Consider the following 13,507-nt stretch of genomic DNA (forward strand, 5'->3'; position numbering starts at 1 on the left):
TATGAGTCTTCTGGACTTTCTGATTTTATAAGCACTTGAATTTGCAAAAGTTTGCATTATCTGTAAGATAAAAACTAAAAAGGATGGTAGCCTCGGAACGGCTAGTATGGCGCCGAGGCCTCATCCCTTACACACTCAACACAAAGGTAAAACGATGCAATTTGACTATGATTTAATCGTAATTGGTGCGGGTAGTGGTGGTGTACGCACTGCTCGCTTAGCCGCGCAAAGTGGTGCTAAGGTCGCCCTTATTGAAGGCTCCGATATTGGCGGTACGTGCGTAAATGTCGGTTGCGTACCCAAAAAACTGTATAGCTATGCGTCCTATTACGGCGAGTATATTCAAGAAGCCAAGGGCTACGGTTGGTCCATACCAGAGGCGAGCTTTGATTTTGAGGTACTCAAACAACGACGCGCCCAGGAAATCAAGCGTCTAAATGGAATTTATGCTTCTCAACAGCAAAAAGCTGGCACCCATATGATTGAAGGTTGGGGCAAGGTGATCGACAAGCATACCGTACAGGTCAACGACGCTGATAAGATCACCGCCAAAAATATAGTGATTGCCGTTGGCGGCTGGCCTTTCGTGCCAGATATCGAGGGCAAAGAACACGCCATCACCTCGAATGAGATTTTTGACATTCCTTTCCCTAAACGTCTAGTTATTGTTGGTGGTGGCTATATCGCGGCTGAATTCGCCAGTATTTTCAATAGCCTGGGTAGCGATGTCAAATTGGTTTATCGCGGCCAAAAAATACTTAGAGGCTTTGATGAGGATTTACGCAGCTTTGTCAGCGAAGAAATGCAAAAATCCGGCGTTGATTTTCTCTGCGGGAATAATGTCAAAAAAATCACTAAGCAGGGTGATGAATTTATCGCTCACCTGGAAAGCGGCGATAGCATTGTATGTGACCAGGTCTTTTTTGCGACGGGACGTAAACCGCGCACCCAGAATTTAGGTCTAGAAAATGCCGGTGTAGAGTTGGATAAAAACGGCTCTGTAGTGGTTGATCAGAACTTCCAGAGTAATGTGGACTCTATTTATGCCTTGGGTGATGTCATCTCTCGGGTACAACTGACGCCTGTGGCCATTAACGAAGGGGTGGTCTTACATAACCACTTATTTGGTGATAAGTCTCGCCAAATGTCTTATGAGTACATCCCCACCGCTGTCTTTACCCATCCAGAATTGGGGACAGTTGGTTACACTGAAGAACAAGCCCGTGAAAAGTTTAAAGATATCGATGTTTATAAGTCTAACTTTAAACCCATGAAGCACACCTTAAGTGGTCATGATGTTCGTAGCCTGATGAAAATTATCGTCGATAAGGCCAGCGATCGAGTGGTGGGCTTGCATTTAGGCGGTGCCGATTCTGCTGAAATGCTACAAGGCTTTGCGGTCGCGATCAAGCACGGGGCTACGAAGGCTGACTTTGATAGCACTATTGGTATCCACCCAAGTAGCGCCGAAGAACTAGTTACTATGAGAACTCCTGAATGAAAAACGTTGTCGAAGCCAATCTAGACAAGCAAGGCGATATCCTACAAGACTTCATCTTAGACATTATGAGTAGTCTAGGACTGGGGCATTCAACTACCATCGCCAACACCATCATTCTGATTCTGGTATTTGCTGCCAGCTATGCCTTGTATTATTTATTGATTCTTTTTGGCATCAGTTGGATTCGCAAAGGCTTACGCTCCTCCAAAAAAGCACTCTTGTTTGAACTCGGGCAACGCGAGGTGCTCAGATATATGGTCATGGTGGCGATTATGGTGACCATGCAAATGATGGTGAAATCTTGGATGTTGCCGAGCCCAGGGCGCGATGCCATTATGGCCTGCCTTAAGGTGGTGGGGCTGATCTTTACCGGGCTGACGATTAATGAATTTGTGACCTTGATCGCGCATTTAGCCGCGAGGCACAAAAAATTCCAAAAATTTCCGATTCGAGGTATTGAGCAAACCATCAAGCTAGTCGTAGCGATTGCTATAGCACTGCTGATTATTTCCGTTTTGATCGGTAAGTCACCCTTGATACTGCTCAGTGGTTTAGGTGCTATGACCGCCGTCTTAATGTTGGTCTTTAAAGATCCACTCATGGGGCTGGTGTCTGGTATTCAGTTATCTGCCAACGATATGCTAGCGGTGGATGATTGGCTCACCATGCCGTCGATTGGTGTGGATGGGACTGTCTTGGATATTGGGCTGACCACCGTTAAGGTAGAGAACTTCGATAACTCCTTTAGCTATGTCCCAACCTCATTTTTAATCAGTACCGCCTTTGTGAATATGCGCGGTATGTCGCAATCAGGTGGGCGCCGCATTAGTCGAGCCATCAATATTGATATGAATAGCGTGCGCTTTCTCAAAGAAGAAGACATCGCGGAGTTCAAGCATAGCCACTTGCTAGAACAGTACCTTGATCATAAGACGAAAGAGATTAAGCAATTCAATGAATCACGACGCAGTGACCTGAGCTATAACTTCAATGGTCGCCGTCTCACCAATTTGGGGACGTTTAGAGCCTACGTCTTGCAATATTTGAAGAGCCATCCTTCGGTCAATAAGGGCATGAGCATTATGGTGCGCCTAATGGATCCTACCCCCAACGGCATTCCATTGCAGGTATATTGTTTTACCAATACTACCGTGTGGGCGGAATACGAAGCCATCCAGTCAGATATTTTTGATCATTTATTGGCCGTGTTGCCAATGTTCGATCTGAGTATCTACCAAAATCTGGGCGGTAAAGATGTCTCTCAAGCACTTATTAAGGGCTTGCAGAATCAATCTGCGGCTCAGGGTATGAGTGCGGCCAATATCATTCAATAAATTCAGCATTATTTCTATTTATAAAAAAGCCACCTCGAGTGTTCGTCGGGGTGGCTTTTTTGTTCATAATCCGTTAAGCAGGCAGAAACTTAATAATGCTCATAGCGTACGAAATCAAAATCTAAGCCATTTTCGGAATGAGGCTCACGGCTTGCCTCTTGCCAGCTTTCGGGGTTTAAGACGGGGAAATGCGTGTCTGTATCAAAGTTAGCGTGGATTTCGGTGGCATATACAGTTTGCGCCAGCTCCAGGGCTTGCTTAAAAATTTGTGCCCCACCAATCACAAAAATACTCGGCGCATCCTGAGTATTGGCGAGCTCAATGGCTTGTGGCAGGCTGTTGACCACACTGACACCCTCGATCTTAAGATCTGTTTGATAGCTGACGACTATATTTAGGCGACCAGGAAGAGGGCGACCAATCGTTTCATAGGTTTTTCGACCCATAATAATTGGGCAAGCCATGGTGGTTTTTTTGAAAAAAGCAAGGTCGCTCGGCAAATGCCAGGGCATGGCATTATCTTTGCCAATACCGTAATCATTATCATAAGCGACGATAAGCTTAATAGGACGAGAAGACATAGGCATAAAAATCCAAGAACACATCAAACCGCTACAGGCGCTTTAATGTGAGGGTGGTGTTGATAATTGATAATTTCGAAGTCATCGAAATCATATTCAAAAATAGAAGCAGGCCTACGCTTGATGCGTAACTGAGGGAATGCATAAGGCTGGCGGCTGAGTTGCTCCTTGGCTTGCGTCATGTGATTGCTATACAAGTGGCAGTCACCCCCCGTCCATATAAAATCACCCACGTCTAAGTCGCACTGTTGGGCAATCATATGGGTCAAGAGGGCATAACTCGCAATATTAAAAGGCACTCCCAAAAAGATATCGGCACTGCGTTGATACAATTGGCATGAGAGTTTGCCGTCGGCCACATAAAATTGAAACAATAGATGACAAGGCGGCAATTGCATTTGCTCGATCAAGGCAACATTCCAGGCGCTCACAATCAGGCGACGCGAATCAGGATTCTGTTTGATTTGGTCAATGACTTGAGTGATCTGATCGATCGATTGGCCATCAGTGCTGGGCCAGCTGCGCCATTGCACGCCATATACAGGGCCTAACTCACCCTCAGCATCGGCCCATTCATCCCAAATAGTTACACCATGTTCTTGCAGCCATTGCACATTAGAGTCACCTCGTAAGAACCACAATAATTCGTAAATCACACTTTTGAGGTGAATTTTCTTGGTGGTGATAAGAGGAAAGCCTTGGCGCAGATCAAAACGCATCTGATGTCCAAAAATCGAACGCGTACCTGTGCCCGTTCTATCCGTTTTGAGATGGCCTTGCTCGTAGACTAAGCGCATTAAGTCTTCGTAAGCCGTATTTATTACTAAATCAGTCATATTAGTCGTTAGCGGTGTCATGGATGGCAATACTATGGGTCACCTCAGCACTTTGGCTCAGGATGGCAATCGCTGAGCAATATTTGTCGAGACTAAGATGCACAGCACGTTCAACAGTGGCCGTTTTGAGGTCGCGGCCACTAATAATAAATTCAAAATGAATTTTTGAAAATATGCGCGGATGCTCATCACGGCGTTCGGCGCTGACATTGACTTGGCAGCGTTGGATATTTTCGCGACTGCGTTTAAGAATGCTAATAATATCAAAGGAGGAGCACCCACTGGCGCCGCTCAAGAGCAATTCCATCGGGCTCGCAGCGAGATTATTACCGCCGCTTTCGAGAGAGCCATCCATGGCCACTACATGACCTGTGCCAGTCTTGCTGACCATTAACATGCCGTCAGGACCATGCCATTCTGTTGTACATTTCATAGAGATACTTACACCCAAAAGTGATATGACAAATTTTTGAAATTAGGGGATTTGTTGCAAAAATAATACAGAAAATATCCCTTAATCATAAAAAAACCTGTTTACATTGTACTCTGACACAGCCCTTGAATGTAGATAAAACTTTTAAACACGGCGTGACAAAAAGTGGGCGCCTTTGCTGCAATGGCGACTTCACTAAACCTAGGGATAGCCCTGATTTAAGGGCAATTTGGGGCATGGGCTCAATTTGTCATATGACTATTAAGTCAGCTTATCATCACAAATTAATGTGAATTTGCAAGCTTTTTGGAACCGAATGAAGTCCTGATAAAGACCTGATAAAGACCTGTGTGTAGGCGTTTTGGGGGCGTGATAATGTTGCATTGCTTAGATAGGTTTGCTAGAATTCAAATTAATGAATGACGTAGCAATTGCTGCATATTGTTGGCTAACCAATCATTGATCTCTCAGAGAATCTTGATATTTTTGTTGGCTACTATTGTTGGCTTTTAATGTTGGCCAATATTAATCTCCTTAGTTTGTTAATGTGCTTGTTTTGCTCCGTAATTGATTTAGGTGATTGCAATTGCTGTAATCCCTAGTTGTATTAACAACTCGTATCAACGACTCAATTGCTAGGTCATCAAAGTTGTCTCCTCCACCCTCCTCCTTTGGTGGATTTTACCCAGAGCCTTTGGCTCTGGGTTTTTTTTGCATTTTTATCGGAATGGGGCAAAAACCACCTACAATCTCCAAGTGCTATACTAAGCATGCTATAACAGGTAGTATCTCGCAATAGGCATTTACGAGTACTTACAAACCTACACTGCATTTCTTGCTAGAATGCAGTTCTTTGAATCCCAAATTTGTTTCTGAGGCAGATTTTATTGTGTCTGGCAGCTGGCAATATTTATATATTAGTATAGTGGCCTTTATGGTGGGCGGTCTGATTGTATTTTCAGAGCGCTGGCATGGTCGTTACACAGGCGACTATGATCTCAACAAACCTCAAGCCTCGCATGTGCGCTCCACGCCTAGGATTGGTGGTTTAGCCGTCTTTGCAGGAACTTTGGCGGGTTTGTTGGTCATGGGACACCCTGGCAACACCACCCTTAACTGGCTGTGGCCCGCGCTGTTTGTGGCGGCGATGCCAGTATTTGTGGCCGGTATTCTCGAAGATATCACTAAGGATGTTGGAGCAGGGCAGCGTTTATTAGCGGCGTTTGCCTCGGCGGCGATCGCTTGCTGGTTCTTTGGTGGAGTCAATCGCGTCGGTATCGACTTCATCGATAATTATATTCTGGGTTACTGGATTATTTCCTTTCTGTTTACCATTACTGCTGTGGCAGGCTGTACGCATGCCCTTAATTTAATCGATGGCATGAATGGCCTAGCCGGTATGGCCGCTTGCTTAATGTCTATCTCGGTGGCTCTGGTGGCTTATCAAGTCAACGACATCGCGATTTTCACGATAGCCATTTCACTGGCCTCGAGTATTATCGGCTTTTTTGTCTGGAATTTCCCCTACGGTCGCGTATTTTTAGGCGATGGTGGCGCTTATTTTATTGGCTTTTTGCTGGCCGAATTAGCCGTCTTACTGGTGGTTCGTAATCCATCTGTTTCACCTTTTTATGCCTTAGCCGTATTATTCTATCCGGTATTCGAAACCTTATTTTCGATTTGGCGCCGTCGATTTATTCGCAACGTACCCGTGGATCAACCGGATGCCTTGCACTTACACCAATTAGTCTTTAGACGTTTAGTTCGTGTCACGTTTAGCCGTGACTCCGATGGCAAAGTACCCGCTTTTTGTAATGCCTTGACCTCACCCTATTTGTGGGTCTTATGCTTGATCGGCTTGGTGCCTGCCACGCTATTCTGGAATAACGCATGGTTGCTAATTGGCTCCATGTTGATGTTCTCAGCCCTATATATTTGGTTGTACCGTCGCCTTGTCAAATGGCGTTGTCCGCGTTGGCTGTTATTGCCTCAAGCTTTTCGTAAACGTTAAGCAATCAAGCGGCATTTTTTACATATGCTTAGGAATAAGTTACTCACAGGAGTTTTATTTTGACTACTAAAAACATTCAAGATATCAAATTAGCGATTGTTGGACTGGGTTATGTGGGTCTGCCACTAGCCGTTGAGTTTGGCAAAAAAAGGCAGGTACTTGGTTTCGATATCAACGCCAAACGTGTTAAAGAATTACAAAGCGGAGTCGATCACACGCTAGAAGTAGATGCCGAAGAGCTCGCCAGCGCTAAACATTTGACTTATAGCGCCGATGCGCAAGACTTGGCGCAGGCTAATACTTACATTGTGACCGTACCAACGCCCATCGATGAATACAAACAGCCGGATCTCACTCCTTTAGTCAAAGCTAGCCAAACGATTGGTAAGGTTCTCAAAAAAGGCGATATCGTTATTTACGAATCAACAGTTTATCCAGGAGCCACCGAAGAAGTATGTGTGCCTGAGCTCGAAAAACAATCAGGACTTCGTTTTAATGAGGATTTCTTTGCGGGTTATAGTCCCGAGCGTATTAATCCAGGCGACAAAGAGCACCGTGTGTCTACCATCAAAAAAGTGACTTCAGGTTCGACGGCAGAGATCGCTGACTTAGTCGATGCCTTGTATGCAGAAATCATTACGGCAGGCACTCATAAAGCCGCTAGCATTAAAGTGGCTGAAGCGGCCAAAGTCATTGAAAATACGCAACGTGATGTCAATATTGCCTTAATGAACGAATTGGCTTTAATTTTTAGTAAGTTAGGCATTGACACCGAAGACGTCCTTAAAGCCGCGGGTACCAAATGGAACTTCTTGCCATTCCGCCCAGGCTTGGTGGGTGGTCATTGTATTGGCGTTGACCCATACTACTTGACTCATAAAGCGCAATCCATTGGCTATCACCCAGAGATTATCCTCGCCGGTCGTCGTTTAAATGACACCATGGGCAGTTATGTGGTTTCTCAATTGGTCAAAGCCATGACTAAACGTAAAATTCAGGTAGAAAACTGCCGTGTGCTCTTGATGGGATTAACCTTCAAAGAAAACTGCCCAGATTTACGGAACACTAAAGTGGTCGATATTGTACGTGAGTTAGGTGAATACAATATCCAAGTGGACGTTTATGATCCATGGGTTGAAGCCGCTGAAGCTCAACACGAATATGGTATTACGCCAATTCAAGAACCCAAAAAAGGTCATTATGACGCCATTGTCGTCGCAGTAGCGCATCGTCAATTCGTACAAATGGGTGCCGAGAAAATCCGTGAGTTTGGTAAGCCAGAGCATGTTCTTTATGATCTCAAATACATCTTACCTAAAGACAAAGTCGATATTCGTCTGTAATTTTCGTAATTATTTACTGTGTAATTAATCACTAAGCTTTCAACATGACAAGTAAATTTCAAGAAGTTGTAGAGCAACTGCAACAACATCCTAAACATTGGTTAGTCACGGGTTGTGCCGGCTTTATTGGCTCGAACTTACTCGAGACTCTACTCAAGTTAGATCAAAAAGTGACAGGGCTCGATAATTTTTCTACTGGTTTTCAGCATAATCTTGATGAAGTGCAAGCCTCTGTGATGCCTGAGCAATGGCAACGCTTTAAATTTATTGAAGGTGATATTCGCAACAGTGAGGATTGCCAAGCCGCTGTAGAGGGCGTCGATTATGTCTTGCATCAAGCCGCGCTGGGATCAGTGCCGCGCTCTGTCGATGATCCTATCACCACAGATTCGGTCAATATTGGCGGTTTCCTGAAGATGTTAGTCGCTGCGCGTGATGCCAAGGTGAGTTCTTTTGTATTTGCCGCTTCCAGCTCGACTTACGGTGATCACCCTGATCTCCCAAAACAAGAAGACAAAATCGGCAATCCATTATCGCCGTATGCCGTCACTAAGTATGTGGATGAGTTGTACGCACGTGTGTTTGCCAGTACCTATGGCTTCAAGTCCATTGGCTTGCGTTACTTTAATGTTTTTGGTAAACGACAAACGCCAAATGGCGCATATGCCGCCGTTATTCCTAAATGGACGGGCGCAATGATCCACAATGAGGACGTCTTGATCAATGGTGATGGCGAAACTAGCCGTGATTTTTGTTATATCAAAAACACCGTGCAAGCGAATCTTTTGAGTGCTGTACAGATGCCTGAGTCTGGTTTTGAGGTGTATAACGTTGCGCTTAATGACCGCACGTCTTTAAATCAATTATTTGTCGCCCTCCAAAAAAACCTAGCGGCAAATGGTGTCAACTATACCAAAGACGCGATTTACCGCGATTTCCGCCGCGGCGATGTGCGTCATTCTCAAGCCGATATCAGCAAAATCCAAAGTCAATTGGGATATGCTCCCGAATATAATGTGCAGCAAGGCTTAGCAGAAGCGATGCCTTGGTATATTCAATTCCTCAAATAAAAGACTTGTGTTAAAACGCCTCAAAGCTTTAGATTCAGATCATGCCCGCATTGCCAAAGGTGCCATGCGGGTGGCTTTTTTCTTATTGATTGGTAAATTGGCTGGCGCCCTCAAAGAGATGGCGGTCGCTAATCGCTACGGTGTCTCGGACGTTGTGGATGCCTACCAATTCACCATGACCATGAGTAATTGGTTACCCGTGACTTTGGTAGGTGTGCTATCGGTCGTGCTAGTGCCAACACTTGTGAAATTACGCTATGCCGAACCTCAAGAACAAAAGCAATTCTTGTCTCAGTTGCAAGGTGGGGTACTCTTGGTTGGCGCCATTATTGGCATTCTGACGTGGGCCCTGTGGCCTTGGGTCATACAGTATTTAGCTACCGAGTTTAATGAACATGCCAAGCAAGCCAGCCAAGAATTAATCCTAGGCTTTGCGCCCGTGGCCATGATGACAGTTGTGATTGGGGTTAGCATGGCTCGTTTGCGAGCGCGCGAGCGGCATATCAATACTCTCCTTGAAAGTATGCCGGCCATCTTGATTTTGCTGTGTATATTTGCCTTACCCGGCAATACTTCAACGCTACCGCTGTTACTCGGTACTCTCATCGGCACCTTACTGCAAGCCGTCATTCTGTATTATTTATCCAGCCGGGCAGATCAGCACTATGCTTTGCCGGCCTTCTCGCTATCTTCACCTTATTGGAGTCTACTGCTCAAAGCGGCCGGGATTATGCTGATTGGGCAAATCGCAAGTAGTTTTGTGGCGCCCTTAGATCAAATGGCGGCTGCGAAACTCGGCTCGAATGCCAATGCCACCATGGGCTACGCGACCCGTCTGTTATCTCTGATTATCGGCATTGGCGCTGCTTCGGTAGGGCGTGCGGCGTTGCCGGTCTTGTCCGATATTGAAGCTCGGGGTGAGGTCGCCAGAGCACGCACTATTGCCCTCAAGTGGAGCTTGCTGATGGTCTTGGCGGGGGTAGTCGTCGTGGCGCTGTTGTGGTGGTTGAGTCCTTGGATGGTGCATATTCTTTTTGAGCGTGGGGCCTTTAGTAGCAAAAATACCACCATTGTCAGTGAAGTCCTACGTTATGGTTTATTGCAGTTGCCGTTTTATTTCGGTGTTTTAATCCTAGTACAATTGATGGCAAGCCAAAACCGTTATAGTTTGATGGCTGCCATTGCTGTGGCTAACTTTGCGCTCAAAGCCGTGATGAATTATTACTTAGCGCCAACCTGGGGCGTGCAAGGCATCATGCTAGCCACGGCACTGATGTATTTACTATCGTTTTGTTGTTATTTTGTGGCGGTCAGCTGCCTGAAACCTAAGAAGCAGACCACGCCATCTTAAGCTAAATTAGAACTAACATGAATCCAACTGTTACCCCCTATCATATCCTGATATTTATCGCGAGTTTGCGTGGCGGTGGCGCCGAGAGGGTTGCAGCTGATTTGAGTAGTCGTTGGGTGCAAATAGGGCATCGGGTGACCTTAATTACCGAAAGCACTCCGGAATCGGATGTTTACACCCTCCATCCAGAGGTACAACGGATTAGTCTGCAAACCCTCGGGCGCAAGGGGATCTTGGGTCACAGCAAACGCTTATTTTTACTGCGTCGACAGCTCAAGCGCTTGCGTCCAGATATCGTGATTGGCTTTATGACTAATGCCTCGATTTTGAGTGTCTTAGCAGCCCACAAATTACCTTGTCATGTAATTGCTACCGAGCATGCGTACCCGCCTTCGCAAAAACTTTCTAAATTTTGGCAATGGCTACGTCGTCGCACGTACCCAAAAGCGGCTGCCGTGGTGACACTCGCACAAGGCTCTGCTGATTATCTCAAACAGCATATTGCAGCTCATTATGTGGTGATCCCTAATGCCATTCACTGGCCTATCAGCGATGCCGAACCCGTCCTCAAAACGCAAAAACAAGTCGGCAAAAAATGGCTTTTAGCGGTTGGACGCCTGCATCACGAAAAAGGTTTTGATCGCCTGATTGATGCCTTTGCCAAAGTGGCGCCGCAATATCCTGATTGGCGTTTAATTATTTTGGGTGAGGGTCCACAACGCAAAAATCTGCAAGCGCAGATCGATCAACTTGGTTTGTCATCACAAATTGACCTACTCGGACGCGTGGGAAATATGACCTGGTGGTATCGACATGCTGATATGTACGTACTGAGCTCGCGCGCCGAAGGGTTGTCTAATACCTTGCAAGAAGCCATGGCGGCAGGTTTACCGGTGCTGGCTGTGGATTGTCCAGTGGGGCCCCAAGAAATTATTCGAGATGGGATTGATGGCAAGTTAGTGAGTAACGACAACGCCACAGACTCGCTCGCCAAGGGCTTAGAACAAATGCTTAGCCAGCCGGAGTTGCGCTATCAATTGTCGCAACGAGCACCCGACGTTAAAGATCGTTTTAGTATGCGTTTGGTCGGCAGTAAATGGCAGGCGCTTTTTGATTCCCTTATGAACTAAGAGTAAAAAAACTATGTGTGGATTATTAGGTTGCTGGGGCGGCTCCGAAGACAAAACTGCATACCTACAAAAGGGCTGTGAATGCTTGCGCCATCGCGGTCCAGATAGTCATGGCGTATGGCAAAATCAAGCCCAACAAATCGCCTTAGCTCACGTACGTTTGGCGATTCAAGATCTATCACCGAGTGGCCATCAACCTATGTTGTCTGCATCACAACGCTATGTCGTGGCCTTTAATGGTGAAATTTATAATCACCTACAACTGCGCCAACGCATGGGTGAGCAAGCGCCGCAATGGCGCGGCCACTCGGATACAGAAACGCTCTTAGCGGGTTTCGAATTATGGGGGATAGAAGCGACCATCCAACAATCCGTTGGTATGTTTGCGATCGCCATCTGGGACCAAAAAGAGCAGACGCTCAGTCTTGTGCGTGACCGTTTTGGTGAAAAGCCTCTATATTATGGCTACGGTCAGCAAGGGCTTATGTTTGCGTCTGAGCTTAAAGCCTTGCACGCGCTGCCTGGCTTTAAGCCCATCATTAATCGTGATGCGGTGGCTTTGTTAATGCGCCATAATTACATTCCTGCCCCTTATAGTATTTATAAAGGTATTTATAAATTACCGCCCGCCAGTATTCTCACCCTCAAACACAGTGATATCAGCGCCGCACTATTGCCGATGCCTAAACCTTACTGGTCAGCCTATGAGCTTGCGCGCCAAAGCAAACAGTCAGCGCTTAGTCCAGATCAAGCCGTACAACAATTTGAAGACAAACTACGTCAGTCCATCCAAGGTCAAATGCTGGCCGATGTTAAATTAGGCGCGCTCCTATCGTCAGGCACCGATTCTGCTCTGGTCGTAGCCTTAATGCAGCAATTAAGTGAGCAGAAAGTACAAACCTTTACTGTTGGTTTTGAGGAAAAAGCCTTTGATGAAGCACCTGCCGCGCAGGCGATTGCCGAGCATTTAGGCACGCAACACGAGACCATGTATATTCGCCCACAGCAAGGCTTAGACATTATTGCTGATCTGCCTAAAATTTATGACGAACCGTTTGCTGATTCTTCACAAATTCCGACAACCCTCGTGATGGGGCTAGCCAAACAAGTCGTAACAGTCGTCTTGTCTGGCGATGCTGGTGATGAGCTCATGGGAGGGTATAACAGGTACGCGCGTATTGCCAAATGGTGGCATAGTCTGAGTCGCGTCCCCGGTCCTCTGCGCCAAAGCTTGGTGCCTGTCATTGAGACCATGGCGGGCTTAGCGCCGTCGGCCAAAAAGGACAAATTACATAAATTAGCGCGGCGCTTATCACTCACCGAGTTGCCCACCTTTTATAGAGATGCCGTGTCTTATTGGAGTGATCCGAGTCAATTGGTACTCGGTAGTCAAGAGCTAGAGACAGCGTTTGATCATTATGGTGCGCTACCGCATGATATTGAAACCATGATGGCGCTCGACACCTTAAGCTACTTACCGGACGATATCTTGGTAAAAGTGGACCGTGCTGCTATGCATTATTCCCTAGAAGCCCGAGTCCCGATGCTTGATCATCGCTTATATGAATATGTGTGGAGCTTGCCTTTTGCTTACAAGCAGCGTGAGCAGCAAGCCAAATGGTTGAGTAAACAAGTTTTGTATCAATATGTTCCTGAAGCTTTACTCAATCGCCCCAAAAAAGGTTTTTCAGTGCCACTAGGGCATTGGTTACGCCATGAACTCAAAGACTGGGCTCAAGGTTTACTCGAACCACAACGATTGGAACAACAAGGCTTATTCAACAGCGCCGCTGTGCAACGTCTCTGGCAATTACATCTGCAAGGCCAGGCCGATCACAGCACGCATTTATGGGGTATTTTAATGTTACAAAGTTGGTTGGATTATTACCCTTATAGCGTCGAGTAAAGGCCCATGAT

Annotated in this window: 11 protein-coding genes; 8 read left to right on the forward strand and 3 right to left on the reverse strand. The window is 46.2% G+C overall.

Going from position 1 to position 13,507, the window contains the following annotated elements:
* The first annotated feature begins 154 nt into the window (after nucleotides 1–154).
* Together gorA and Q335_RS09340 are read left to right on the forward strand one after the other, a co-directional pair.
* Nucleotides 155–1,501, forward strand: coding sequence for a glutathione-disulfide reductase (gene gorA / locus Q335_RS0104945; RefSeq protein WP_028357684.1), 1,347 nt, complete (start codon nucleotides 155–157; stop codon nucleotides 1,499–1,501).
* Nucleotides 1,498–2,835 carry a mechanosensitive ion channel family protein gene (locus Q335_RS09340; protein WP_051532307.1) on the forward strand — a complete coding sequence of 446 codons (1,338 nt, stop codon included), beginning with the start codon at nucleotides 1,498–1,500 and terminating at the stop codon, nucleotides 2,833–2,835. The genes gorA and Q335_RS09340 overlap by 4 nt, the downstream gene beginning before the upstream one ends.
* 89 nt (nucleotides 2,836–2,924) lie before the next feature.
* Here Q335_RS09340 and Q335_RS0104955 read toward each other — a convergent pair whose 3' ends face one another.
* The 3 genes from Q335_RS0104955 to Q335_RS0104965 are packed head-to-tail and all read right to left on the reverse strand — an operon-like array spanning nucleotide 2,925 to nucleotide 4,685.
* Nucleotides 2,925–3,422: a dihydrofolate reductase gene (locus Q335_RS0104955; protein ID WP_028357685.1), complete on the reverse strand. Its 498-nt coding sequence runs from the start codon at nucleotides 3,420–3,422 to the stop codon at nucleotides 2,925–2,927.
* Nucleotides 3,423–3,439: 17 nt separating this feature from the next.
* Nucleotides 3,440–4,252 (reverse strand): thymidylate synthase, encoded by an 813-nt coding sequence (locus Q335_RS0104960; RefSeq protein WP_028357686.1) that lies wholly within the window; start codon nucleotides 4,250–4,252, stop codon nucleotides 3,440–3,442.
* Nucleotide 4,253: 1 nt separating this feature from the next.
* A complete protein-coding gene (locus tag Q335_RS0104965; protein ID WP_028357687.1) occupies nucleotides 4,254–4,685 on the reverse strand; it encodes an OsmC family protein in 432 nt (143 codons plus the stop codon).
* Between the two features lie 934 nt (nucleotides 4,686–5,619).
* Between Q335_RS0104965 and Q335_RS0104970 the strand changes: the two genes are divergently transcribed.
* The 6 genes from Q335_RS0104970 to asnB all read left to right on the forward strand — a co-directional run bounded on the left by Q335_RS0104970 (nucleotide 5,620) and on the right by asnB (nucleotide 13,496).
* The gene (locus tag Q335_RS0104970; RefSeq protein WP_038369524.1) at nucleotides 5,620–6,696 is read left to right on the forward strand and encodes an MraY family glycosyltransferase; all 1,077 of its coding nucleotides are present in this window, start codon (nucleotides 5,620–5,622) and stop codon (nucleotides 6,694–6,696) included.
* A 59-nt stretch (nucleotides 6,697–6,755) separates the two neighbouring features.
* A complete protein-coding gene (gene tviB, locus Q335_RS0104975) occupies nucleotides 6,756–8,039 on the forward strand; it encodes a Vi polysaccharide biosynthesis UDP-N-acetylglucosamine C-6 dehydrogenase TviB (protein ID WP_038369408.1) in 1,284 nt (427 codons plus the stop codon).
* A 44-nt stretch (nucleotides 8,040–8,083) separates the two neighbouring features.
* Nucleotides 8,084–9,109, forward strand: a complete 1,026-nt coding sequence (locus Q335_RS0104980) for an NAD-dependent epimerase/dehydratase family protein (RefSeq protein ID WP_028357690.1) — start codon at nucleotides 8,084–8,086, stop codon at nucleotides 9,107–9,109.
* Between the two features lie 64 nt (nucleotides 9,110–9,173).
* Nucleotides 9,174–10,460, forward strand: coding sequence for a murein biosynthesis integral membrane protein MurJ (gene murJ, locus Q335_RS0104985; RefSeq protein ID WP_084493570.1), 1,287 nt, complete (start codon nucleotides 9,174–9,176; stop codon nucleotides 10,458–10,460).
* 17 nt (nucleotides 10,461–10,477) lie between these two features.
* Nucleotides 10,478–11,590: a glycosyltransferase family 4 protein gene (locus Q335_RS0104990; RefSeq protein WP_028357692.1), complete on the forward strand. Its 1,113-nt coding sequence runs from the start codon at nucleotides 10,478–10,480 to the stop codon at nucleotides 11,588–11,590.
* 13 nt (nucleotides 11,591–11,603) lie between these two features.
* Nucleotides 11,604–13,496: an asparagine synthase (glutamine-hydrolyzing) gene (gene asnB / locus Q335_RS0104995; protein ID WP_028357693.1), complete on the forward strand. Its 1,893-nt coding sequence runs from the start codon at nucleotides 11,604–11,606 to the stop codon at nucleotides 13,494–13,496.
* Nucleotides 13,497–13,507: the final 11 nt, after the last annotated feature.

This window comes from Brackiella oedipodis DSM 13743, from assembly GCF_000621025.1.
GTDB classification, from domain to species: domain Bacteria; phylum Pseudomonadota; class Gammaproteobacteria; order Burkholderiales; family Burkholderiaceae_B; genus Oligella; species Oligella oedipodis.